Below are 23,880 nucleotides of genomic sequence, written 5' to 3'. Positions count from 1 at the left end.
CGGTCCAGCGCCAGCTGCGAGGGGGAGTTCAAGGAAGGGCAGCAAAAGCAGCGCCGGTACGACGCGTGGCGGCACCTGCCCGGCGAGCGCGCCCCGTCGGCGGTGCAGCCGTTCCAGTCCCGTCCGATGGGCCGGAAGGTCCCCCTGCACGAGAAGGTCGCCCGCCGGTTCTGGATCCGCCGCCGCTGCCCGCTCTGCGACGCGAAGGCCGGCCAGGGCTGCACCGACCCTGGCGAGACGGGCGGTAAGGCAGTCCGGCGTGAGCACGGTCATGACGAGCGCATCGAGCCGATCGTGAAGGAATGCGAGGCGGCGACGAAGGCCAAGAAGGCCCGCGAACCGGAGGACCGGCGCACGAGCGCGTCCTGGCCGACCTTGAGCGGGCGGACCCAGATCAGCCCGACCAGTTCGCCGTGCACCAGCGGCATCATGACCGGGCGCGGCACGGCGCCCTCGCCCAGTCCCGCGGTGTACGCCTCCTTCATCACGCCGACCAGCGCGTCCCACATCCGTGCTTCCACGGACGCCCCCTCCGTCTGTCGATTCCGATCACCGCACCCTGGCGTAAAGGATGAGGCAGCGTCAGCAGGGTGATCAGCCAGCTCCTGAAGGCAGCGGTCATCGGCTGGATCGTGCCGTGTCCGGATCTCGGAGGTCGGGTACGGCTTCGGCAACTGGCCATGGTGGTGGGGGAGGCTGTCGGGTGGGCAAGGCGAGCCGGGGCAAGAAGGAGCGCAGCAGGGACAAGGCCGAGCAGTGGACGGCGACCGGTGCTGCCCGGGCAGCGCGGCGTCTGCGGGAGCAGACCGGGCGGTCTCTGGCCGGGAACTCGTGGGTTCAGACGATGCTCGCCTCCAACATCAAAAACGTCGTCAGCGAGCTGTACGCCGTGCTGCTCCACAGCAATCTCGCCGATATCGCGGACCGGCCCGGGGACACTGCGCGGGATGCGGCATGGTCGATGACGCTGGGCAAACAGGGCCACCGGCCGCCGTGGCCCCGGGCGGCCGGGGAAGCCGCCGGGTGGGAGATCCGCCAGATCGAGAAAGTGTTGCGACAGGCTGAGGTCCTCGTCATCTCCCCGGCCGCGCACGCAGCGGTCATGGCCGCGGCCGCCACCCTCGAGCCGGCCGACGTCAGTACCCTTCACCGCGACCGGGACATCCTCGTACCCACCGCGCTGCTGGTGCTGCCCGAACCGGTCGTGGTCGTCAACCGCACCGGCTCACTGTCGGACATCAAGGCGTTCGGCTGGCAGTTCGTCACCCAGCACCAGATCCTGCCCACCGCCCAGTACCCCGGCGTGCAGGTGACCACGTTCATGGACCGCGACGGTCCGGTCCAGCCGACCGGATGGCGCCAGGCGGTCTCCCAGGCGCGCGCCTCCGGCAGCCCCCTGCCGCCGTTGATGCCGGACGGCATGTACGGGATGCGCGGCGACGCCTGCCTCGCGGAGGAGAGCTCCGAAACGCTCGCGCACCTCTCCGAGTTCTACCGTGAGATGGAAAACGCCCGCGCCCAGGCCTCCCAGTGGCGTGCCGAGCCGGTCCCCGAGACCGGCGAGTGGGGCGGCGGCCGGGTGGAGGACCCGTACGACGACTTCGTGGGCCGCTACATGTTCGCCTTCTTCCGGCTGAACTCCCAGGGCATCACGGCGATCAGCTCGCCTCGGGCCACCGGGGGCACGGCTGCGGGCAGTAGCGACGCGTCCGTGCCGCAGGATCCCGATGTGCGGGTGATCCGGCTCGTCACACCCTCGCCCCGTCCATCGGACCCGGCCGGGGACACCAAGCGGGAGTATCACCACCGGTGGCCGGTGCGGATGCACAAGGTGCGGCAGTGGTACCCCAGTCGCCAGGAGCACCGGGTGATCTGGCGTGGCCCCTACATCAAGGGGCCCGCCGATGCGCCGCTGATGATGGGGGAGAAGGCGTACCTCGTCGACTCGTAGCCTGGCGAAGGCCGTACGAGATCGTCGCGCGAGTGGAGAACCGGGAGACCTGCAGGGACTTGCGCTTCCTGCCAGCGCTCGGGACGTTCACCGACGAGGACTTCGGCGGCCCGCACCGTCCCGACGTCTGAGACACGCCGGCAGGCGGTGACGAGGGAGCGGCTGTGAGCAAGAGGGCAGGGCCCGGCGGATTCCGCCGGGCCCTGCCCTCTTGCCGTACGCCCTTCGGCCCGCGAGAGTCGTCATCGTCGGGCGGAAGGAAGTCCAGTGGCTGACCTGTTGGCCGTGCCACCTTGCGGAGGTGCCCCGCTGCAACGGGGCCTCCTGCGTTCTGCGGTGCGTGTCCGGACCGTTGGACCTGCGCCTCTCTTGTACGCGCATGCGCGACCCGCGGGCCGCGCGCGTCACGCGCACGTGGGAACGAGCTCAATCATGGGGGGATAATTAACCTCGGCCAAGAGATGTAGGCAGATAGTTTCTCGTGGCCAGGCCAAACCCGCCGCGGCCTGCGACTACGCGCCTGATTCGCGGGATGTTCAATCCGGCGACGAACCATTCCTTAAACAATTCCGTTCCAGCCGTTAAATAACAGGTCAGCGCTTTATTTACGGCTTGCCTCCAATGGGAACTGAATCGGCATCGTCAAGCGTAAGCCTGGGTAACGTGGGCTTCGCTGACGCATGTGGCTGCAACCACCGGCGTGAAGTCCTGTGCCCTGCAAGGCACTTGAGCACCAAGTTCCGGACCGCTACCGACCACCCGCCTCCTGTTGGGAGTCAACTTCCTTGTCTTTCCTGCTTCCTGAGCCCGTTCCTGCTGAGCAGAACGGGCCGTGCGCGCACACCCCGGCGAGCGCCACGCAATCCTCGCCGCTGGCGTCCATACTCCTGCTGGTCATCCTCCTGGGCGCGCTGGTCGTCCTGCTCGCCCGAGGGATGAAGCTGGAGGAGGCCCTGGCCATCCTGGGTGCCGGCGGACTGCTGGCGGCCGAACTACGTCAGCGTCTGCTCTGACCCGATCCCCTGCCGGGGCCCGTCCCACCGACGGGCCCCGGCCCCGTTCCGGGCTCGGGAAGGAGATGGACGCCGTGGCCCGTCCCATGAACCAACTGCCCCAGAGCAACGACCCGCTGGTGGCCTTCGCCCGCGACCTCCAGGCGCTGCGCAAGAAGGCCGGCGACCCGCCGCTGGCGATGATGTCCCAGCACAGCGGGATGTCCACCGCGACGCTGTCGAACGCCCACGCGGGCAAGAAACTGCCCACCTGGGCGACCGTCAACGGCTACGTCCTGGCCTGCGGCGGCGATCCCGAAGACTGGAGCGCGCGCTGGGAGAGCCTGCGCCTGGCCGCCGCCGGGGTCACCGGGGATCTGTGCCGCGAGGCGCTGCGCCGGTGGGAGCGCACCGGCAACCTCATCCCGCCGCAGGTCACCGACGAAGGCGAACTGCGCGAGCTCCTGCAGACGCTGCTGGACTTCAACGGGCTCAGCCACCGCACCCTCGCCCAACAGGCCCCCGGCTACTCCCACGTCACGTACGGGGCCGTCCTGCGCGGCGCGCGCCCGCTGCGGGCCAAGATCCTCTACCAGATTCTTATCGGCTGCGGTGTCCACTCGCTGCGCAGTCAGGAGGCATGGTTCCACCTCCTGAGTCGCTTCTCCTGGAGGGAGGGCGTGGAGGGCGGCAAGCTGCTGGCCCGGGTGGAACAGCCCCTGCGGTACGCCGGCGACATCGACCTGAAGATGCTCAAGGCCATCCTCGAGCGCCTCGAGCGCGGCCGCGGGCTGTTCGCCGCCGACATCGTGTCGTACGACAGCGTCAACGCCCTGCGCACCGCGTACGAGGACATGCTGGCGCTGCTGCTGTCCTCTCTGCAGCGCTCCCACGTCCAGCTGCCGAACAAGCTCGGCTACGCCTTCAACCAGGTCGTCCGCGAACTGCGTAACAGCTCGATCCCCAACCCGACCGCCATCGCCGCTCTCGTCCCGCTTGCCATGCCGTTCCACCCCCGCCTGCGCACCCGGGTCGTCATGGCGCTGAAGAACGCGGGCGAGATGCTGCGCCGGGCGGACAACGGCGAACTCAGCGCCCGAGGCCCGTCCGGGCTCCGGCGGCCGATGCCGCGGCGAGCGCCCAGTGCGCCGTTCCAGCACACCGCACCGGCCGCCTCGTAAGCCAGCTCCGGAGAGCGCGGGCGGCTGGCGGCAGAGTGCGCGCCGCTCAGCCGACCGCCGACGCAGGGGTGGGGACGGCGCGGCGCTGCGCCTCCTCCCACTCGGCAAGGGCTGTACGCAGCCTGGCGACGACGTCCTTGCGATTGGCGAGCGAGCGCAGGTACGGCTCCGCTCCCTGGAGCGGGTAGAGCTCACCAGCGCGCGGTGGGTGCCGCGGTTCAGGTGGTGACTCCAGGGAGTCGGCGTCGACTTCCCCCTCGGGCGCGGCGACGTGGCCATCGACGAAGCCGCCCTCGGTCGTTGTGCAGGAGTTCCAGCTGTAGTCGATCAGGACGACATCGCCGAGGACCGGGGCTGCCGCCAGCGGCCAGAGGCCCCAGGACGGCGTCCATGTGTGCCTGTACGGGGACGCAGCACCACTGCCTGCCGATTCCATGACGACCAGCGAGTGAGGGGCGTCGTCCGAGCACGCTAGACGGCCGTGGCTGGTGTTTCGTGGGCGTGCTCGAAGTTCATGCGCGCCGTGACCAGCACCGGGCCAACGAACCGCGAAGTGACAGCATGCCTATGGCGATGAAGCGGCGGATGGTGTGAGTGGGCTGTACGGGATATCCATCATCGGTTGCCAGGGGGCCGTCGGAGTGCCGTCCGGGTCCATACCGTGTGGCCATCGCATGCGGAGCATCGATGCCCAGGCCGTGTGTTCGTATTCGATAGAGGCTCCGCCGTAGTCGGCAAGTTTCCGGGCCAGGATTGTCGCGTTCGCCCGGTCCCCGGCAGACTCCCGCATCTCAGCCAGTTGGCGCAGGGCGTCGGTGTCGCCGTGGTCGGCGGCCTGCCGGGCCAGGGTTTCCGCGCTTGCGCGGTCCCCGGCAGACTCCCGCATCATTGTCAGTTGGGACAGGGCGATGGTGTCACCGCGGTCGGCGGCCTGCTGGGTCAGGGCTTCGGCACCATCCCGGTCCCCGGCTTTCTCCCGCATAACCGCCAGTTGGCGCAGGGCGTCGGTGTCGCCGTGGTCGGCGGCCTGCCGGGCCAGGGTTTCCGCGCTTGCGCGGTCCCCGGCAGACTCCCGCATCACCGCCAGCCGGCACAGGGCGATGGCGTCACCGTAGACGACGGTCTTCCGGGCCAGGGCTTCGGCGCCATCCCGGTCCCCGGCGAGTTCGCGTGTCACCGCCAGTTGGTGCAGGGCGTCGGTGTCGCCGTGGTCGGCGGCCTGCTGGATCAGGGCTTCGGCGCCATCCCGGTCCCCGGCTTCTTCCCGCATCTCAGCCAGTTGGCGCAGGGCGTCGGTGTCGCCGTGGTCGGCGGCCTGCTGGATCAGGGCTTCGGCGCCATCCCGGTCCCCGGTTGCCTCCCGCATCCTCGCCAGTTGGCGCAGGGCGTCGGTGTCGCCGAGGCCAGCGGCCTCCTGGGCCAGGGCTTCGGCGCCATCCCGGTCCCCGGCTTCTTCCCGCATCTCAGCCAGTTGGCGCAGGGCGTCGGTGTCGCCGTGGTCGGCGGCCTGCTGGATCAGGGCTTCGGCGCCATCCCGGTCCCCGGCTTCTTCCCGCATCTCAGCCAGTTGGCGCAGGGCGTCGGTGTCGCCGAGGCCAGCGGCTTGACGAAGCAGGGCTTCGGCGCCATCCCGGTCCCCGGTTGCCTCCCGCATCCTCGCCAGTTGGCGCAGGGCGTCGGTGTCGCCGAGGCCAGCGGCTTGACGAAGCAGGGCTTCGGCGCCATCCCGGTCCCCGGCGAGTTCGCGTGTCACCGCCAGTTGGCGCAGGGCGTCGGTGTCGCCGAGGCCAGCGGCCTCCTGGGCCAGGGCTTCGGCACCATCCCGGTCCCCGGCTTCTTCCCGCATCTCAGCCAGTTGGTGCAGGGCGTCGGTGTTGCCATGGCCAGCGGCCTGCCGGGCTAAGACTTCGGCGCCGTCCGGGTCCCCGGCCTCCGCACGCAACACCGCTAGTAAGGCCAGGGCCACAGGGCTTCCGTGGGCGGCGGCTTGGTGGCGCAAGTGGTGAGCCCACTGCAGCCGAAGGCGTTTCTCAGCTTCATCCGCGATGCGGTTCAGGTCATCGGGGTGAGCGAGATGGGTGAGGGCGGCATGCCAGAAGGATGCAGGTGGGCACAGGTGACGGCGGCTGGTGCGGCCGTGTTGCTCGAGGTAGTCGGCGAGCCGGAACTGAGGTCCTCTCCCTGCCTCTGCGCCCGTTGTGGCGGCGGAGGCAGGGGCGGGCGGGCGTCGCAGGGGGCGGGGGGTGGTCTGTCGTAAGGGAGCTTGTTTGCCGTGGACAGGCTTGGAGAGTTCGGCGTATGCCTGCTCTGCCCAACCGTCGGTGAGCTGGTCGTAGTCGCTCTGGCTGAGGTAGTCAGTGGCGGCATCGGTGAGGAAGGCCTGGGGGAGGTGCAAGCTGACGCCGAGGCGGCGCGCGTCCATCGCGGCCTGCAGCACTGCCTTGGCGGCTGGGCCGGCATGCTGGTAGCGGTTGAGGAGCTCGGGAGCACCGGCCAGGTCCTGGGTGATCCGGCCGTCGGCGTGTGCACGGGTGAGGGCGTCGGCCAGCAGCCAGTCGCCATCCTTGGCGAGAGCCCTGGCCTCAGCCAGGGCCGGGGCGTCAAAAGCATCGGGTACTGCCAAGAGGTGGCCGGCGAGTAACTCTCGTACTCGACTGTGCAGATCCGGCTCGGCCGGTAAGGGCAGAGCCGTGTACTGGGTGGCGTACTCGGGCCAGAGCGTGCCCAGCACCAGCACGGGCCCGCGCTCCCGGCTGACCAGTAGACGGTGCACGGCTGCCGCGATCTGCTCACCTACTGCCCGGTCGCCGAGGTAATGCTGGGCCTCATTCAGCCACACCACCGTACGGGGCCCGACGCGGTGCAGCTGCTCCAACGCAGCCTGCGCCCTGGTCGGGTCGAAGGGATGCCACAACCGCCACCCCTGATCGGCAAGGGGTTGGACGGCCTCCCAGCACGCCCGTGTCTTGCCTGTCGAGGAGGCGCCCACCAGCACCATGATCCGACTGCGGCCAGCCATGGTGTCGTCGACTGCTTTGTCCAGCACCCGGTCATGCTCGCGGCGCACATAGGCGGGCCAAGCCCGCTCTGCAGACATGTCGGGGCCCGCGGCCGTCGGGCCGGGTCCGGCCCGGTGGACCTCCAGGTCATGCGGCGTCCACTCTCCAATGGGTCGGCCCGGCCCCTCTGTCGTACTTGTGCCTGCTTGCTGGACCGCGGTGCGCTGCAACGCCAGCATTTCTGCCTCGGGCAGCTGCAGTGCGCGTGACAGTGCCGCCACCGTCTCCGCGGACGGCACCGGCTTCTGAGGAGAGAGCGCCTCCGAGACGGTGGTCCGTCCCAGACCTGCCCGCCGGGCCAGCTGGGTCTGGTTCAACCGGGCCCGGGCCAGCCCGTCGGCCAGTCTCCCGCGCAGTTTGGTGAGTTGCGGGCTGTGGCCGTTCTGCTCGTCCATGTACCTTCCCCGAGGCTCCGATGTGTTCGCCGGTGTTCATTCTCGTCCCGGCGAACCCCGGCGAACACCGGTTCCATGACCTTCGACCACGTCAACGCCCCACCACTTACCGGGAGTCCTCGTGGCCGTCGTCCTTCTGACCACCGCGCTCGTGATCGTTGTCGCACTGCTGGCCGCCGCCGGCGCGGGCAAACTCGCCCGCATGGAGGGCGCCACGTACCCCACCGCACTCACCCGGGCCGCCGCCGCCTTCACAGCGGTCCTCACTCTCGCCGCGACCGTGACCGCAGCCCTCGCAGCACTGTTCGCTTGAATCGCCAGACGGATGTTGTCCTACGTACGGAGCAGGTACGGCTCCGCTCCCTGGAACAGGCCGGAGCGGGGATAGAACGTCACCAGGGCACGGTGGAGCTCCCAATCACCCTGCGGGCCGGACCTGCTCAGCCTGGCAGCCCCGGTTCTATGCCGTCGTCATGCTGCGCCCGGCACTCCAGACCACTCTCTTCGGTGCAGGTCGCCAGCTTGCGGAGGGAACTGGTTGGCGGATCTGGAGGGCGATAGTTAGCAGACCGGCATCCGCACTGATCACCTTGAGTGACTGATGGTAGCGACATGATCGTCAGCAGCTGATCCCGCATGCCCAGCAGATCCCTCACCGTTCGCCGACGCGACGACAAGTGGTCAAGGACGCTCCAGACGGGGCGCCAGCCCGCGACCACCGCAAGATCTGCCGGACGACGCGAGAGTGGTGTCAGTGCTGGCGACATGACATGTGTCAGTGGGCGACGGCTTAGATGATCCGGGGTCACGAATAGGAGCCCGGGCCGCGGCACAGCTCACTGCCACGGATGCCGAGGGCGGTAGCACATGGGTTCCATCGGCTGGGCTTGGGCTGCTCCAGGCGCTGGTCAGTCCGACGGATTTCGCTTGCGAGGCGTCGTTCGAAGTGACGAGCAATCACGCTGTCTGTTCTGCCACGGGAAGGGCGCGCTGGTCGCGGCGTACGGCCCCGAGGGCTCTGTTGGGCTGTCGAGGGAGACGATCTGGACACGTCAGCCGGAAAGCTGGTTGATCAGTTGCTGCACCATTTCTTCGTAGGCCGGATCGGAGTAGTAGGAACTGTGCGCCAACAGCGGAGCCACAGGGTAGCCATCGGTGGCGACGACCCGGTGCGGGTCGCGAAGCTGGATCTCCGGTCCGATGGCGCGGTACCAGATGTCAGGGCCCACTGTGGTGCCGTACTGGTTGATTGCGGGCCTGTTCCCGTCGATCGATTCCCAAGCGTCGTCCAGTGTCGGCCGTAGCCGTCCCGAGACCGGGTGGGCGAGGACAGGAGCGCCGAGGTAGTCGCTCCATCGATGCAGGTTGCGCCAGCGCCCTTCGAGTTTCTTCTCGTACACGTCCCGCAACAGGCGCTCCCCGAGGTACGCAGGGAACAGCCGTGAGTATGCCCACAAGAGCTGCGAACCGTGAGTCAGCAACGCCACCCGGGACAACGGCGGCTGCGCCCCTGTCGTCGGCTGCGGTGCTGTCTCGGCACCCACCCGGAGTACGGCGGCTACACAGATCACGCTGCCCTGACTATGCCCGGAGAGAACGACCCTGCCGCTGCCGCCAGTCTTGTCCTGGACGCGCTTGGCCAATGCCAGTACGGCCCGCCCGCCGTACGGGGGAGGCACGATGGGATGGGCCAGACGCGGCCAAAATGCCAGCAGGTCCCACACCACACCGACTGGGCGTTGCCACCGCGGATCACGGAAGGCTCGCATGCCGACGAACGCCAGTGCGGCTGCCAGTCCGGTGAGAGCCCAAGCTCCGACGTCATCGGCCAGTCCGAAGAACTTCACGTCGAACCAGACGCGCTCGTAGAGCAGCTCTTGCACTCGCTGAAACGCCACGCCGGACCGCGTCCATAGCGCATGGCCGGCGAGGCACCCCTGAGCCAGCGAAAAGATGAAGCTGAAGGACGACAAGACCACCAGGACGAAAGGCAGCCTGAACTTCAGGGAGCCTCGCCGCCATGCCTTGGCGATCTTCGACACCGTGCGCTCCGGTAGGTCCGCGGGTGAAACGTCGTTGTAGTCGTCACTGATCCGGCCCTTGAGAGAACGGCCCAACCCGGGGAAGAGGTACCAGAAGAACAGGCAGAGCCCGCATACAAAGGCGACGGCCACAAGGCCCGCCCACAGCAGAGCGGTGAGATGGAATACGTCGGGGAGGACGAGCGGAGCCTTGTCCTGGCTGGGGTTCTCCTTCGGTTGTACGAGGTCGCCCAGCAGCCTGGACATCTGGATCGCGAAGCCAGCAGTGAAGCCGGTTGCCAGGAGAACGGCCAAGCTCGCCAGAGTGGGGCAGGCCATGCCGCCCCACATCCGCCGAAAATGTTTTGTCGGAGCAGCATCCGGGATGAGGCGGCTCAGCAGGAACGTGATGCCCACCAGGAAGAGCAGCAGGACAGCAGCGGCTGCGTACAGAAGGTTGAGCACCCAGGTGAAGCCGCTGAGATGGACAGGCAGCAGACCTGTGCCCCGAGAGGAGTAGCGCGGTCCGAAGAAGAAGGCGATCACCAACACGGCGAGCAGCACGCCCCAAGTGAGCCAGCGGACCACGCGGAAGGCCCACGGGATCTGGATGGCGTCGTTGCTGGTGGGATCGGATCTGAGCCGGTCGCCCTTGGGGTGGTAGCCCCATGCCGTCCAGCCGGTGCAAAGCAGTCCGATCAGCGCGGCGGCCCCGAACAGAGCCCAGAGAACCTCGTCCACCCACTCGTCGCCGCCGCGCAGCCCGGCGACCGGTTTGATCAGGGCGAAGGCGACGAGCATGGAGAGCAGGGCAACGCAGGCAGTGGTGTGAAAGAGCCGCAGCATGGGGGCGCGCGGCGACGCGGCCCAGAACTCCTTCTGAGCGAGGGCGCCCACGCCGTCCAGCCACTCCATCGGTGGCTGCGCTGCGCCAGGTGCCGGCGTCACCCGGGGTGGATAGAGGTAGACCTGACGGCCGAACTGAACCAGCAGCATGGTCAGTGCGACTGGTGGCGCGACGCCCAGGAGCATGCGCAGCCGCCAGCTTGAGGGGTGTTTGTCGGAGAAGGGCAGCCAGCTGTTGTCGGCGACGCAGCGGATGCTGTTGCCGCATTGCCACGCGATGAGGTCGAGCGCGACGAAGGCGACCGCTGCGGTGAGCAGCAGGGTCAGTACGAGGCCGAGCAGCCGCAGCAAGACGTCGGCGGTTACACGCGCCCAGCGTTTCTGCTCTGTGTCGGCGACTCCGGGAGTCGTGACGGCCATGGGGAGGGTGTAGCGGGCCAGATTGATCAGTCCGAACGGCGCGAGCAGCAGCCACATGGCCTTGAGGATCGACCCGGAGGTCATGTTCCCCCAGTGAAATGCCTCTCTCACGGGCGGTTCGGGCGGCGGCACTGAGCGCTGCAGGAATCGTGCGGTGTCATCCCCGTCGACCTGCCTGAGATCGACAACCTCCAGCAGACTCTCCGGGGGCGTCCCGCTGACGCCGTGCACGCGGATCTCCGTCACATTGGACATAGCCCCAGGATCGCGAGCCTGCCGGCTTCCTGCCATGTGGCAGACGCTCTCGGCATGGCTGGACCCGTTCCTCCGCCACTCGACGCGCATCCATCGAGACGCCCTCATTGAGCGGGACGCCGCTACACCGGCGGTGCGCTCGTCCTGCGGCATACACCGCCACACCGCGCCTCGACGTCCTCGCCCCTCACCAGGTCGACGCCGTCACCGGGCGGAAGAACCCCCGCCCCGACATCCGCGGCCCCATCCAGCCCGCCGAGGCCGAGGTCCTCCTCCGCATCTGGGTCGACGGCGGAATCGACCCCCGCGACGCCGCCCAGCGCCAGGCCCTCGAAGGACCTCACCGCCGCCGAGATGGTCACCCGCGGCGACATCATCGACCGCTTCCACGACAACGTGCTCTACAGCCTGCGGATGCTTCCCGAGCCGTCACCCAGCGCTGACACCTGCCGCTGACGTTGACGGCGTCCGACAACTACTGCGCTCGTCCGCCAAGTAAAAATCTCGGTCGTACGAACAGCCGTTGCGCCGCTTACCCGCCCGTGTGTTGCACTTCAATCATGTGCGCGATCTATGCGCGATTGAGGGCGCGAATTAATGTGCGATCGGGTATGTTGTCTATTGGAGGTGACCTCTGTGTCCACTGAGAACGAGCTGTTCAGCGCCGTCGATGCGCTGCTGGAGCAAGTCGCGCAGGATGATCTGCCGGTCCCCGCGGAGCGCAAGCGTCTGCGTGAGGCCGCTGGCCTGAGTCAGGCGCAGATCGCTACGGCGCTGGACGCCCGTCGGGAGGCGGTGGGGAACTGGGAGACCGGGCGGACCGAGCCGCGGCCGCCGAAGCGCGCCGCCTACGCCAGGCTCCTGGAGGGCCTCGCCGTGCGGTTCCCCGCCCCGACTCCTGACCCGTACAAGCCGCCGCCGATGCCGGACTTCGCGGAGACGATCGGGCAGACCGGCGATGGGGGAGACGTGCCCCCGCCGAAGGTCCCGGTTGACCTTCCGGCGCCGGAAGCGCCGGCGCCCAAGGCGGCGCCGCGTCCGAGAGCGAGCCGCAGCGAGCCGGCGGCCGCGTCGTCGCGGCGCCCGGGTGCGAAGAAGGCGGTGGCGAAGAAGACCACGGCGCCGGCCGCCGCCGTGGACCCGCGTTTCGAGAGCGGCCCGCTCGCGGTCATCGACTGCGAGGACGGGCAGGTGTCGGCGTACTGCGTCGGCGGCCTGGTCCTGGACGTGCCCGCCAAGACGATCCCGGCGCTGGTCGACTGGACGCTGGCAGAAGCCCGGCTCGGGCAGGCCCGGCTGCACCGCAACGGCCGCGACGCCGACCCGATCCTCGTCCTCACCCCGGCCGCGCTGGAGCGCTACGGCCTGCCGATCGCCCTGTCGGAGGAGGAGCGGCATGCGAGCCGGCTGCCGGACAGCCACAAGGTGGTCAAGCAGATCGCCAAGGCCGGCCTTCAGCTCACCCAGCGCGGCCTCGGTCCGTGGGCCCGCGTCTTCCGTGAGCCCGAGGGCTCCCGGCGGCGCTGTGTCCAGCTGTGCATCCTGTCCTGGAACGCGTTGGACACCCGGGAGTGGGGCACGAAGAACGACCCGCAGCTGCTGCTGACGATGCATCCGGCTGACCTCGCCCGCTACCTCGGTCTGTACGCGGCGCGGGTGATGACGCCGCGCGGCAGCACCGCGACGACCGGTCTGGAGCTGATGGTCGCCCTGCGCCCGCCGACCCGTGCGCAGAAGGACGAGGCGACCGGCGAGTTCAAGGCCGCCTTCAACGACGACGCGCTCACCGCCCGGTACGACGTGGTGGAGTGCGAGGTCCCCGACGAACACCCGAAGCTGAAGGGCCGGTTCGAGCGCCACCACCTGCGGACCCCGGCAGAGATGCTGATGGAGGAGCCCTACGACTGGTGCCGGCCGCTGACCGATGAGGAGTGCGCGAACCCGTACCTGGTCGCGGTCGACATCAACATGTCGTTCGCCGCGGCCGCGAACAGCCTCACCGTCGGGCTGAACGGACCGACCCACCTGACCGGCAACCCGACGTTCGACGCGTCGCTGCCTGGCTCATGGCTGGTCGACCTCTCCCACGTCGACCTGTCCCGCGTCCGTATCAACGGCCGCACCGTCGACGGGGACCGGCTGCCGAGCCCGTTCACGCCGAAGGGTGAGCGGCCCACCGGCCCGGCCTGGTACGCCACCCCGACCGTCGCCTACGCGGTGGAGCTCGGCTTCGACGTCGCGCCGATCGAGGCGCACGTGCGTACCCAGATCGGCCGCTATCTGGACTCCTGGTACAAGCGGCTGCGCGACGCGTACGTGGAGACGATGGCCGACATGGGCGTCACCACCGACCTCACCGGCCAGGAATTCCTCGAGGCGATGGCGCAGCGCAAGCAGGCCGACCCGACGATGGCGCTGCTGGAAACCGCGATCAAGGCGACGGCAAAGGGCGGCATCGGCAAACTGCGCCAGCGCAGCCGGGGCCAGGTCCCGTACTACGAGGAATACCCGGCGCTGAAGCGGGAGACGTGGCGCCCCGACATCCGGGCCGCCGTGCTGGCCAACCAGCGCGTGGGCCTGCACCGCAAGCTGATGAAGACGGCGGCCGCCGCCGACCTGTACCCGACCTCCATCGGCACCGACGCCATCGTCTACCCCTCGCCCGGCCCGTCCCCGCTGGACATCCTGCCGCTCACCGACGAAGGCAAGCCCGTACCGGGCACGTTCCGGCTGGGGGTCTCGCCCGGCATGGTCAAGCACCAGGGCACCCAAACGGTGCTGTGGGCAGAGCAGCAGTTCGAGGAACGCGGCGGCGTCTTCAACCTCTCCAACCTCATCAAGACCGACCAGAGCGCCGGAGAAGGGGAGTAACCCATGGCCGACTCACTCGGGGACAGCCTGGACCGCGCGCTGGAGGGGGCATTCACCCGCCGCATCCCGCAGAGCGCCCAGGCGCAGATGAAGTACCTGGTCAAACAGCTCAAGGGCACCAAGGCCGCAGCCCAGGCGCTCGGGATCTCCCAGCGCACCGTGGAGCGGTACGTCGCGGGCAAGCTCAAGCGGCCCCGCCAGGATCTCCGAGGCCGCCTGGAGCGCGAGGTCAAGAAGAGGTGGCAGCCGCAGATCCGCGCGAAGGCGCGGAAGAAAGCGGCGTCCACGGGCGGGCTGGTCGTCTCCACCCGCGCCCGCTTCGGATTCGAAGCCGCCGGGGATACGACCGAAGACGCCCGGATCCGCGACATCACCCAGGCCCTGCCGCCCCAGTGGGCCGACCGCCTGTTCACCGCCCGCGAGCAGGGCGCCAACGAGCAGCAGCTCCAGCAGATCGCGGCCGACGGCCTCGCGCAGATGTACTTCCGCGCCAACAACAGCCGTGCGCACGGGCTGGGCGTGGAGTTCACCGACGTGGAACGGCTCGACATCGAGCTGTAGCTCCAGCCCCACGTCAGCGCCTCGTCCCCGGTTGTGACTGAGCGCTCCAGTTGGCCATTGAGTGCTTCAGTTGGCCGCTTTGGTGCTCAGAGTTGTTGATCAACGCCTGGTGGCACTCAGCTATCGTCGGAGCGCGACAACCAGCGAAGGCCCGCGTCCACACCCTGCATGACGTGCTCGCCCCGCCCATGACGCTGTCCGAGCTCATCAAGCAGTGGAGCGAAGGCACACGGGCGGCGGGACGGCCCAAGAATCCGAGGGACGCTCATTCACCGAGGCCGGGCGGTGACGTGGCGACCAGGTCGGCAGGCCGTCGGCGCCCATCTTCAGAACGACATGCCGGGTGCTGAGGGAAAGTCCCGGTCGGGGCCGCGCTCCGACGGTGACTCGTACCGATGCTGAGGACGCCATGCCGTCCGGTCGAGATCGCTCGCTGTGTCACTGACACTCGGCCGGCTATCCGGCGGGGCGGAGCGCATCTGACGTTCGGCATAACGCTGGACGGCGTGCTGCTGCCGCACCACCTCCCTGTGCACGCGCCGGGCCGACACCACGGGGTCGATGGCGCTATCGACGGTCATCTTGTTCTTCCGTCCGTAGCTGACGCCGTCCACGCCGTCGACGACGGTGGTGGAGGGCGTCCGGGTCACGGTGCCCCGCTCGGAGGACGACACCGGACAGTCCCGCAGAGCGTCGGTGAACGCCGCCTGAAAAGGTTCCGTGTCGACGGACTTGCTACGGCTGATGAGGGCGTCCACAAGGGCGGAGGCAGTGGAAGGCGAAGCGGCGAACAGCTCGCGGGTGTCCATCCGCGGCCCCTTGCACTGGTAGACGAAGTGGCAGTCCTGGCGTGTGCGGTCGCCGATCTGTACTCCTTCTGAGCGGCGGATGACGACCGGTCCGTCGGGGCTTTGGACTGTCCGCAGGCGAACGTCTGGCGACGAGGGACGTGAGGTGTGGGCGGAGCCCGGCCGCCGTGCGGAACCCAGGTCGAGGGCGGCACGGGGCACCAGGTGATACGGACGTCCCTGACACAGCTTGTTGACCACTGCTGCGCGTCGGGCATCGTCTCCGGGGGACAGCCACAGGCGGACCAGGTCCTCACGGATGTCTGCTCGGCGCAGCAGTGTGGCGAGTTGGGGTGCGGGGGCCTGAACGCGGTATTCATACAGCACGTACTTCTTGGTGCGATCGCCTATCTGTATGCCGCGGCAGTTTTCCAGCATCAGGACTGGTGGAACCGGCTCGTCCGGACTGGCTTGCTCCAGGTCTGTCGAGCAGACCTGCTGAGCTGGTGCCTGTTGGCCAGCCGCCGCGTTGTCTAGCGTACGGCTGGGGCGCGCGGGAACGGGGCGCGGGGGCCGGGAGCCACCGGGGGAAGGGACCTTTCGCCCGCGAGTGACGTCGGCATCGTCCCGTGGGAACGAAGTGGTCGGTGGTGTGGCGCGCTTGCCTCGGGAAGTCGGTGATGACGCGGGGACCGCGATCATGAGGGTGGTTGGTGTGTCCGGGATGCCGATGATGAGGATGACCGGTGTGTCCGGCATGGGCGTGGTCTCGGAACTGTTTGAGGTGTCGGGACCGTAGATGGGGGTGCCCGTGATGACCGGCGTTACCGGACCAGTCGTCGCGGGAGCTGAAGGGGTCTGCGGGACGGCGTCCGGCTCGGCCGTAACCGGGCGTCGCTGTGGCGACGTACGCCTCTTACGCCGTGACGTCAGCGCTTCGTGGAACGCGCTCACGACCAAACCGGCGACGAACAGGACGACCACCGCCGTGCACAGGACTCCGACGGCCAACCCAACGTGTATCAGGGCATCCAGCAGGGCCGACATGAAGGCATGCCAGGCCCGGCCGGCGGCCGACCATGCCCATGCACCGAGCCGCACGACCACGATCACCCCGAGGACAGCACCGATCACGCGCACGGCGATCCCTTCCCGCATGCAGTCGAAACCCAAGGACGTCTTCAGCGCCGTTTCCGGCTCTTCTTGCCGTTGAAGGTCATTTGCGTCCTGGTGTGGTCTCCCACAACGATGCCCTCACTGTCTATGACGGCGACGTGATGTCCGCCGGACGTTCCCCGGGCACCGGCCGGGTCGGTAGTGCGCGTCTCAGGCGCATCCTGCGCCGCGACTTCGTCCGTGCTCTCCGGTTCCCCGGCTTCTTCGTCGGCGCCCTCGAGAGCCGACGTGGCAGGTAAGCGCTCGGCGTCCTGGTTGCTCATCCTTCTCTTCAGGCCCGCGTAGAGATCCCTGACCGCGTCACTCGCGGTATTCCTCAGACCGACGGCCGCACCGGCCATGACGGCGGTAGCGATCAAAGAAAGCGGCTCCATATCTCAGAGTCTCGGTGCCCTTCGACGCTGTCAACCGTCAGATGTTGCGTAACGGCTGCCCGGCCTTCGCCTATGACCGTCCACTGACTGAGTCCGCCCACGACGGCGTCACCTTCTCAAAGCCCCTGGGAACGCAGCAGCCTCAACGCGACTCCCCTTGCGCTCAACTCGCCAAATCAAGTGCTCAGTCACAGCAACTCAGTTGCCGGGGACGAGGCGTTTACGCATTCCGCGAGGGCAGATCCACAGCCAAGCTGACGGGTTCTTCGCCTCGGGAGGTCAGGAACTGTGCTTCTCCACTTCCACCATGACCTGGGCGACGACCTCCTCCGGGGTCTCCTCCAGACGATTCACTGCCGTCGCCAGCAGCACCGTCCCAACTCGGGCGTTGGCGTGCGCGATGTGCGCAGTCACGTCAACGAGCTCGTCCCAGCCAGCCTTGGCCTTCTCCAGGTCACCCGCCTCGACACCCGCTCGGAACGTGGACTCAGCCGCATCCAGCAGGTCGCGGTACGCAGGCGCTACCGCTTCCCCGCTATGCCCGCCACCAGCCTTGGCCAGGTTGTAGAAGGCGACCAGCGCCTGGCCGGCGCGACGGTCGTAGTCACGCGACTTGTCGTCGTAAGTTCCCATACTGCAAAGGCTATCGAGCGCCACTGACACACAGCGGTCAACCGCCCGCTCACACGCCTCAGCCCCGACGAACTCCTGCGTCAGGTCACGCGTGCGGCACGCCGATGTGCCCACCACAGCCGCGGCGCGGTGACCGCGTTGACGGCCCGGCCGAACGCTTCCATGGCGGGAGTGTCTTGAATTAATCCTGATAGCCCCCAACCGGACGCCATGGGCCCCCGGGGAGTGAAGACACCTCCGGGGCCCGGCGTATGAGTCGTGCTGTTCAACGATGTTTTGCCTGGTCACTGTTGGGGTGTTGTGCTGTCGCGGGTTTCCTGATCGGTTGTGTGTTGTCGTCGGGTGTTGTGCGTCGGTCGGGGGAGGTCTGGGTGCGGTTTGAGGTGCGGGTCGGGCTGGGCGCGGGGGAGTTGCGTTCGTTGCAGGGCTGGTTGCGTGCCGATCCGGAGGTGCGCCGGTCTGCCGTGGTTGAGGTGCGGGGGAGCGTGCCTGGGCCGGGGGAGATGGGCACGGTCCTTGACGTGCTCGAGCTGGTGACGGGAAACGGGTGGAGTGCGGCGTCGTTCGTACTGGCGGTGGCGGCATGGCGGCAGAGCCGGCCGGATCGGCCGCGTGTGGAGATCCGCCGCGGGGCCACGGTCATCGTCCTGACGGACTGTTCTGAGGAGGAACTCGGGCGGGCGGTTCGGGTGCTGGAGGCTGTTGACGGTGATGAGGGCGGGGAGCAGTGAGCGTGCTGCCGGATCCGGGGGCGTCGCGGGCCGTGCTGGTGGGCACGGGCCGGTACGAGTATCTGGAGCAGTTGCCGGCCGTCTCGAACAACGTGCACGCCTTGGCCGGTCTTCTACGAGGGCCGCTGTCGCTGCAGCTGCCGGACCGGCATGTGAGCGTCGTGGAGAATCCGGTTGCCGCGCACACGGTGGTGGGCGCGGTGCGGCAGGCAGCCGCCGAGGCCACCGACACGCTGATCGTCTACTTCGCCGGGCACGGGCTGGTCGATGCGCAGGATCAGCTGAGTCTGGCTCTGCCGCACACCGAGGCGGGCCGTATCGAGACGGTTCTTCCGTATGACTGGGTGCGCCAGGTTCTTCTGCTGGATTCCAGGGCCGAGCGGCACGTGGTGATCCTGGACTGCTGTTACAGCGGTCGGGCGCTGGGGAGAATGAGCGCCGGGGCGGGGCTTGCTGACCAGGCGGCGGTGGAGGGCAGTTTCCTTCTGGCGGCCGCCGCGGAGACCCGGACGGCTCTGGCGCCGGTGGGGGAGACCTATACGGCTTTCACCGGGGCGCTGCTCGACACGCTGCGCCAGGGCATACCCGGCGGTCCCGCGCTGCTCGATCTGGGTTCCCTCTACCGGCATCTGCGTCTGACGCTGGGAGCGAGGGGGCACCCCGTTCCGCAAGCCCGGGACCGCAACAGCGGTGCCCAGGTCGCGCTCGCACGCAATCACGCTGATCTGCCAGCCGTACCGGTTGCGGCCGGTGAGGCCGTCGGGGAGCGTCCCTGGCCGGATCCGGCTGCGATCCGTACCGTCACAGGGTTTTTCACCTCCCTCGCGGACGTGCGGGTGGTCAGCGGACTGACTCAGCAGGCAGTGAGCTGGCGCTCTGACGGGCGTATTTCTGCTGGCAGCGTCGGCCGGCTGCTCAACCGCGCCGAGCTTCCGGCCACCTGGGAGACAACTGAGGCCTACCTTTCAGCCTGTGGTGTCCCCGAGGACCGGATCGCGCTGTGGCAGCTTGTCTGGCAGCAGCTGCGCACGGCGGAGGCGTCGGCTGGCGCGGAGATCCCGGCAGCTGCTCCCGGCACCGTCTCTGAGAAGGGAAGGCGGCGGCCTTTCTCGGTCTTCCGCCGGGGGCGGGCTCAGTGACCGGGTACGGCGGAAGCTGAGACACCGGACGGCTGGGGCGTCTTGACCGAGTCGTCGGGGCTGTCTGGAAACAGGGTGTTCCATGCGGCGATGGCCAGCACAGCAGCGCCCAGAAGGAGTCCCAGTGACGGCTTCTTCCATCGGCTGGATGCCGAGGATGGCTTCACGTAGTGCGCTGCCCGGTAGTGCCCCTTGCGGTTCTTCACCTTCGCCACAGCTACACATCCCCCGCTCGGTGCGACTGCTTACGGGCAGAGTCTTCCAGCGGATGGACCGTCTCGGTTCCTGAACGGCCGAGCACGGCCGGTTCCGCACCCCTGCAGCCGGCTCGGTCGGACGGCCGTACCCGGGTGCGGGGCACCGCCAGTGAACCCTAAAGAGATTTAATTAAACTCTAGGTTTTTCTAAGCTTCATGTCTAAGATGCCTCTATGGATGACTACACGGGTGACCTTGAGCGTGTTGAGAAGAGTCTGCGCGAGGCGGAGCGTGAGCGTGACCGGATTGGTGCCCGCATCGAGGGGCTTAGGGCTGAGCGCGATGCTCTCAGGAAGCTCGCTGAGACTGCTGTAATCCCTGGTCAGGGGATAGAAGAGCTCACCAAGGCTGAGGCCATTGTCACGCTCCTCAAGGGGGCGGACGGTCCCATGACGCTCGGCGACATTGCGGAGGCGATGACCGCAGCGGGCAAGCTGAGCACCCGCAATGGGGTGTCCGTCTACATCGACGGGCTTCTTAAGGCTGGCCGGGTTGTCCGCGTTCAGCGCGGGCAGTACCGGGCGGCGTGAATCACCTGGCTGTACTGGGTTTCGCGTGTGTCGAGCGGGACCCTTTTTCGGCCCGCAGGGAGGCTGCGGTACGCGGAGTTGTGCGGGAGGAGTCAGACGTGGCCGTCCTCGCGCTTGAAGCGCTTGACGGTGGCTTTGCCGTCCAGCATCGCGGCCACGATGTCGCCGTTCTCGGCGACCGGCTCGCGGTGGACGGTGACCCAGTCGCAGATCGCTGCTTCGAGGGGCTCAAGAGCTCTTACGGGGCTATTGAGTCTGCTGTGAGGGAGGGTTGGAGAACATGCACTGCCCCTTCTGCAGGCACCCCGACAGCCGTGTGGTCGACAGTCGTACGACCGACGACGGCACGTCGATCCGCAGGCGCCGCCAGTGTCCTGACTGCTCCCGTCGGTTCACGACCGTCGAGACGTGTTCGCTCATGGTGGTCAAGCGGTCCGGAGTCACTGAACCGTTCAGTCGTACGAAGGTCATCAACGGCGTGCGCAAGGCATGTCAGGGGCGGCCTGTCACCGAGGACGCTCTCGCCCAACTCGGCCAGCGGGTCGAGGAAGCGGTGCGCGCCACTGGAAGCGCCGAGCTGACCACCCACGACGTGGGGCTGGCCATACTCGGTCCGTTGCAGGAACTCGACCTCGTCGCCTACCTGCGATTCGCGTCCGTCTATCGGGCGTTCGACTCGCTGGACGACTTCGAGGCCGCCATCGCGGAGCTCAGGGAAGCGCCGCGCGGCCCCGCCGTGGACGACGAAGACCCGGACGTGGGGCGCCGGCAGCACGATCGCGGGTCCGGGGGGACTGCTCAGGTCCCCGTGCCCGCCAACGCCGCCGACTGACCGGCGGGCCGGCATCCGGAGCCTGTGTCTGTGGATCCGGCTGGCGGCGGCAAGGAGAGGACCTGTTGCGGGCCGTAGCGAGCGGACGCCTGCAACACCAGATAGCCGAGAGTGAGGATGAAGAGCGTGACCATCGCTGAGGCCTATGGCAACGGGCTACGCATCGAGCGGATCCACACCACCCCCCGGCGTGCATCCGTACGACGAGGTCGAGTGGGCGAGCTGTGACGTCGTCATGACCAACTGGCGCGACGGCTCGGTCAACTTCGAGCAGCGTGGCGTCGAGTTCCCCGACTTCTGGTCGGTGAACGCGGTCAACATCGTCACCAGCAAGTACTTCCGCGGCGCGGTCGGCACCTCGCAGCGCGAGGTGAGCCTCAAGCAGCTCATCGACCGCATCGTGAAGACGTACACGAAGGCCGGTGAGGACTACAAGTACTTCGCCTCCCCGGCCGACGCCGAGATCTTCGAGCACGAGCTGGCGTACGCCCTCCTGCACCAGATCTTCAGCTTCAACAGCCCCGTCTGGTTCAACGTCGGGACCCCGCAGCCCCAGCAGGTCTCGGCCTGTTTCATCCTGTCCGTCGACGACTCCATGGAGTCGATCCTCGACTGGTACAAGGAAGAGGGCATGATCTTCAAGGGCGGCTCGGGCGCCGGCCTGAACCTGTCCCGGATCCGTTCCTCCAAGGAGCTGCTCTCCTCCGGTGGCAACGCCTCGGGTCCGGTCTCCTTCATGCGCGGTGCGGACGCGTCGGCGGGAACGATCAAGTCGGGCGGCGCGACCCGCCGCGCGGCCAAGATGGTCATCCTCGACGTCGACCACCCCGACATCGAGGGCTTCATCGAGACCAAGGTGAAGGAGAGGAGAAGATCCGCGCCCTGCGCGACGCGGGCTTCGACATGGACCTGGGCGGCGACGACATCACGTCCGTCCAGTACCAGAACGAGGTCATCACGGCCCCACGGCGCAGGGCAGCGATGGACATCTCCACCCTGCGCGTGGGGGCGTGATGACCTCGATCACGCGCCGTTGCCGGTCGGTGAGTCCCGAGCTGTCCGCTCGGATTCCTGGAGGTCGTCCAGGGAGGGACCGCTTGGGTCCCTCAGGATTCGTGGCTTCGTTCATCGCATGCACCGGCTCGAGTCGGCTCTGGGGCGGTCCTGGGCAGTGATGGTGGCACTGTCAGGGGTGGTGGTCACGTCGGCCCCTCTCGATGGTCTCCCGTGCAGTGCAACGGTAGTTGCTTACGGGAGGCTGCATCAAATACACGTTCGAGTGGTTGATCGTGAATCGACTATCGTGATCAAGTGTCTGGGCGTACCGCTGACGTGGCGCTTGCTGGGCAGTCGGGTCCATTGCTGGACTCTCCGCCGCCTTGATGACGCGAGACGTACGACTCGTCTTTGTGGTTCCCACACGGTATTTCCGCAGGCCCTGTGGCGGCGATCGGTGTGCGGAGACACGGGAATTCATCCAGTGTGGCAGGTCGGCATACGTCAATACTGGTGCGACACGCGCTACGCGATGGATGCACGGGCCAATCCCCACATCTAGTGGTTGGATTGCTGCTGTAGCCCAGAAGTTGTGGTCCCTCGGGTCTTCGGATCCTCGGCGGGATCGTATGCTGGGGGCTGCTTCCTTCCGGAGAGTCCCACCGAGTTGTTCGCCTTATATCGAGGCGAAGTCCTGAGCGGTACTCAGGACCCCTACTGGGGCTGAAAGGAGGAGGCACATGGCCAGGGAGGAATCTCCTGAGGGTCACTGCGTACGGTGCAGTCGGCTGTCGAAACGACAGACGCTGCTCGACTGGGCGCCGGTGACTGTCAAGGTCATATGGGTACTGCTGCAGTCCTTCTGGTCTTGACCAGAAGCAGAGTACGGCCGGCTGGTAGGCGCTCACGCAGTGAGCCCGACCGTCTGATGCTCGGCCGGGCTCGTGACTGCGGCACCTCTGAGGGGCCTGATTGCTGGTTGCAGCCAGTGTCAGGCCCTTCGGGGGCTTCCAGCGTGGCCGGTTCTCGGAGAGTCCCGTCCACTCCGGGTGAGTCCCCGGGTGCCCCTGCATCGTATGACATCAGCATGGCAATGCAATGCTGCAGTCGATGCCGTGGCCCGCGCTGCAGCATTCGATCCCGACGGTTGGCGAGTTGCGAAGGCGCGTCGGATGAGGACGGGCATGTAGGCGTGGGTCCTCAACGGCCTACACGGATCCCGAATGGTCCGATGTAGAGAGACGCGCCATCGAGAGCATTGGCTGTCTCCCGTGAGAGAGAGCCGGGACGCACGTTGGACTGCTCTACATCGATGAGCGGGAACTGCACACAGTGCACCGGCTTTTCCTCCCCGTCGATGAGTACGGTCACCGTGATGGTCTGGCCCCGGCGAAGGTGGGCCGGTTCGATCAAGAGGCCTCCCTTGTGCCTGCCCCCGGTGCCCCGGATGATCTCCTGCCACGTCGTGATCTCGGGCAGGAGGGCGTTCGCAGGGTCGGTTGCGACATGCAAAACGGCCGCCACCGCGTCGAAATCGAACTTGATCGGCTTCGCCTCGTGGAACATCGGTGGAGTGACATCTCGGTCTCCCGGGTTGGAGATGACGAGCTCGACAACCCGAGGGTTCGTCAGCCGCGTGGTTCCGAGGCTGACGTTCAGCAGGGCGCCGTCGCCGGCGGGCCTGTTGAACAATGGGGTGTTGGACTGTATCCACCAGTTGATCTTCCGCCTGGGGTTCGCGGACCTAGGGCCTGTGTGACGTCGTGATCAATCAGTTGCCTTCAGTAGGTCGTTGATCCAGATCATCGAGGCGCGGAGGTGGAGGCCGGCGAGGTAGCTCTCGGGCGTCTTGTCGTATCGAGTCGCGATGCC

Annotated in this window: 20 protein-coding genes and 3 pseudogenes; 11 read left to right on the top strand and 12 right to left on the bottom strand. The window is 67.7% G+C overall.

Annotation, left to right across the window (positions count from 1 at the left end; translation table 11 throughout):
- Window positions 1–269: 269 nt before the first annotated feature.
- Entirely contained in the window at window positions 270–521 is a 252-nt protein-coding gene (locus G3I56_RS40205) for a hypothetical protein (protein WP_164418075.1), read from the bottom strand.
- 182 nt (window positions 522–703) lie between these two features.
- Here G3I56_RS40205 and G3I56_RS40200 point away from each other — a divergent pair, with 182 nt between their 5' ends.
- From G3I56_RS40200 to G3I56_RS40190, 3 genes are all read left to right on the top strand, one after another.
- On the top strand, window positions 704–1,951 hold the full coding sequence (locus tag G3I56_RS40200; protein ID WP_343240202.1) for a hypothetical protein: 1,248 nt from the start codon (window positions 704–706) through the stop codon (window positions 1,949–1,951).
- 785 nt (window positions 1,952–2,736) lie between these two features.
- Window positions 2,737–2,964 carry a hypothetical protein gene (locus G3I56_RS40195; protein ID WP_164418110.1) on the top strand — a complete coding sequence of 76 codons (228 nt, stop codon included), beginning with the start codon at window positions 2,737–2,739 and terminating at the stop codon, window positions 2,962–2,964.
- A gap of 74 nt (window positions 2,965–3,038) precedes the next feature.
- On the top strand, window positions 3,039–4,124 hold the full coding sequence (locus tag G3I56_RS40190; RefSeq protein ID WP_164418108.1) for a hypothetical protein: 1,086 nt from the start codon (window positions 3,039–3,041) through the stop codon (window positions 4,122–4,124).
- Window positions 4,125–4,170: 46 nt separating this feature from the next.
- Here G3I56_RS40190 and G3I56_RS40185 read toward each other — a convergent pair whose 3' ends face one another.
- Complete coding sequence (locus G3I56_RS40185) at window positions 4,171–4,560, bottom strand: hypothetical protein (RefSeq protein ID WP_164418106.1); 390 nt, start codon at window positions 4,558–4,560, stop codon at window positions 4,171–4,173.
- Between the two features lie 129 nt (window positions 4,561–4,689).
- Complete coding sequence (locus tag G3I56_RS40180) at window positions 4,690–7,578, bottom strand: helix-turn-helix domain-containing protein (protein ID WP_164418104.1); 2,889 nt, start codon at window positions 7,576–7,578, stop codon at window positions 4,690–4,692.
- Window positions 7,579–7,699: 121 nt separating this feature from the next.
- On the opposite strand from G3I56_RS40180, the gene G3I56_RS40175 reads away from it, so the two are divergent.
- The gene (locus G3I56_RS40175) at window positions 7,700–7,891 is read left to right on the top strand and encodes a hypothetical protein (protein ID WP_024126132.1); all 192 of its coding nucleotides are present in this window, start codon (window positions 7,700–7,702) and stop codon (window positions 7,889–7,891) included.
- A gap of 739 nt (window positions 7,892–8,630) precedes the next feature.
- Here G3I56_RS40175 and G3I56_RS40170 read toward each other — a convergent pair.
- Both G3I56_RS40170 and G3I56_RS40165 read right to left on the bottom strand, forming a co-directional pair.
- Window positions 8,631–11,120 carry a hypothetical protein gene (locus tag G3I56_RS40170; RefSeq protein ID WP_164418102.1) on the bottom strand — a complete coding sequence of 830 codons (2,490 nt, stop codon included), beginning with the start codon at window positions 11,118–11,120 and terminating at the stop codon, window positions 8,631–8,633.
- Between the two features lie 122 nt (window positions 11,121–11,242).
- Window positions 11,243–11,497, bottom strand: coding sequence for a hypothetical protein (locus G3I56_RS40165; protein ID WP_164418099.1), 255 nt, complete (start codon window positions 11,495–11,497; stop codon window positions 11,243–11,245).
- 259 nt (window positions 11,498–11,756) lie between these two features.
- Here G3I56_RS40165 and G3I56_RS40160 point away from each other — a divergent pair, with 259 nt between their 5' ends.
- On the top strand, window positions 11,757–13,991 hold the full coding sequence (locus G3I56_RS40160; RefSeq protein WP_164418097.1) for a helix-turn-helix transcriptional regulator: 2,235 nt from the start codon (window positions 11,757–11,759) through the stop codon (window positions 13,989–13,991).
- A gap of 3 nt (window positions 13,992–13,994) precedes the next feature.
- Complete coding sequence (locus G3I56_RS40155) at window positions 13,995–14,552, top strand: XRE family transcriptional regulator (protein WP_164418095.1); 558 nt, start codon at window positions 13,995–13,997, stop codon at window positions 14,550–14,552.
- 326 nt (window positions 14,553–14,878) lie between these two features.
- On the opposite strand, the gene G3I56_RS40150 is transcribed toward G3I56_RS40155, so the two are convergent.
- The 3 genes from G3I56_RS40150 to G3I56_RS40140 all read right to left on the bottom strand — a co-directional run bounded on the left by G3I56_RS40150 (window position 14,879) and on the right by G3I56_RS40140 (window position 17,523).
- The gene (locus G3I56_RS40150; protein ID WP_203691790.1) at window positions 14,879–16,498 is read right to left on the bottom strand and encodes an RIP homotypic interaction motif-containing protein; all 1,620 of its coding nucleotides are present in this window, start codon (window positions 16,496–16,498) and stop codon (window positions 14,879–14,881) included.
- 23 nt (window positions 16,499–16,521) lie between these two features.
- Window positions 16,522–16,890: a hypothetical protein gene (locus G3I56_RS40145; RefSeq protein ID WP_164418091.1), complete on the bottom strand. Its 369-nt coding sequence runs from the start codon at window positions 16,888–16,890 to the stop codon at window positions 16,522–16,524.
- 279 nt (window positions 16,891–17,169) lie between these two features.
- The gene (locus G3I56_RS40140) at window positions 17,170–17,523 is read right to left on the bottom strand and encodes a hypothetical protein (RefSeq protein WP_164418089.1); all 354 of its coding nucleotides are present in this window, start codon (window positions 17,521–17,523) and stop codon (window positions 17,170–17,172) included.
- Window positions 17,524–17,894: 371 nt separating this feature from the next.
- Here G3I56_RS40140 and G3I56_RS40135 point away from each other — a divergent pair, with 371 nt between their 5' ends.
- Window positions 17,895–18,254: a hypothetical protein gene (locus tag G3I56_RS40135; RefSeq protein WP_164418087.1), complete on the top strand. Its 360-nt coding sequence runs from the start codon at window positions 17,895–17,897 to the stop codon at window positions 18,252–18,254.
- Window positions 18,251–19,393 carry a caspase family protein gene (locus tag G3I56_RS40130; RefSeq protein WP_164418085.1) on the top strand — a complete coding sequence of 381 codons (1,143 nt, stop codon included), beginning with the start codon at window positions 18,251–18,253 and terminating at the stop codon, window positions 19,391–19,393. The genes G3I56_RS40135 and G3I56_RS40130 overlap by 4 nt, the downstream gene beginning before the upstream one ends.
- Here G3I56_RS40130 and G3I56_RS40125 read toward each other — a convergent pair.
- The gene (locus tag G3I56_RS40125) at window positions 19,387–19,608 is read right to left on the bottom strand and encodes a hypothetical protein (protein ID WP_164418083.1); all 222 of its coding nucleotides are present in this window, start codon (window positions 19,606–19,608) and stop codon (window positions 19,387–19,389) included. The genes G3I56_RS40130 and G3I56_RS40125 overlap by 7 nt on opposite strands.
- A 215-nt stretch (window positions 19,609–19,823) precedes the next feature.
- Between G3I56_RS40125 and G3I56_RS40120 the strand changes: the two genes are divergently transcribed.
- Window positions 19,824–20,180, top strand: coding sequence for a hypothetical protein (locus G3I56_RS40120; protein WP_164418081.1), 357 nt, complete (start codon window positions 19,824–19,826; stop codon window positions 20,178–20,180).
- 95 nt (window positions 20,181–20,275) lie between these two features.
- Here G3I56_RS40120 and G3I56_RS43445 read toward each other — a convergent pair.
- A pseudogene (locus G3I56_RS43445) lies at window positions 20,276–20,475 on the bottom strand (S24 family peptidase); the annotation flags it as partial.
- Between G3I56_RS43445 and nrdR the strand changes: the two are divergent.
- Both nrdR and G3I56_RS40105 read left to right on the top strand, forming a co-directional pair.
- On the top strand, window positions 20,461–21,012 hold the full coding sequence (nrdR, locus tag G3I56_RS40110; protein WP_164411112.1) for a transcriptional regulator NrdR: 552 nt from the start codon (window positions 20,461–20,463) through the stop codon (window positions 21,010–21,012). The pseudogene G3I56_RS43445 and the gene nrdR overlap by 15 nt on opposite strands.
- 117 nt (window positions 21,013–21,129) lie before the next feature.
- Window positions 21,130–21,960 (top strand): annotated as a pseudogene (locus G3I56_RS40105) (vitamin B12-dependent ribonucleotide reductase); the annotation flags it as partial.
- Between the two features lie 64 nt (window positions 21,961–22,024).
- On the opposite strand, the pseudogene G3I56_RS44470 reads toward G3I56_RS40105, so the two are convergent.
- Window positions 22,025–22,215, bottom strand: a pseudogene (locus G3I56_RS44470) (repressor LexA); the annotation flags it as partial.
- A gap of 993 nt (window positions 22,216–23,208) precedes the next feature.
- On the bottom strand, window positions 23,209–23,700 hold the full coding sequence (locus G3I56_RS40095) for a hypothetical protein (protein ID WP_164418079.1): 492 nt from the start codon (window positions 23,698–23,700) through the stop codon (window positions 23,209–23,211).
- Window positions 23,701–23,880: the final 180 nt, after the last annotated feature.

The organism is Streptomyces sp. SID12488, assembly GCF_010548275.1.
Classification (GTDB): Bacteria; Actinomycetota; Actinomycetes; order Streptomycetales; family Streptomycetaceae; genus Streptomyces.
This window is presented reverse-complemented; position numbering and strand designations above follow the sequence as displayed.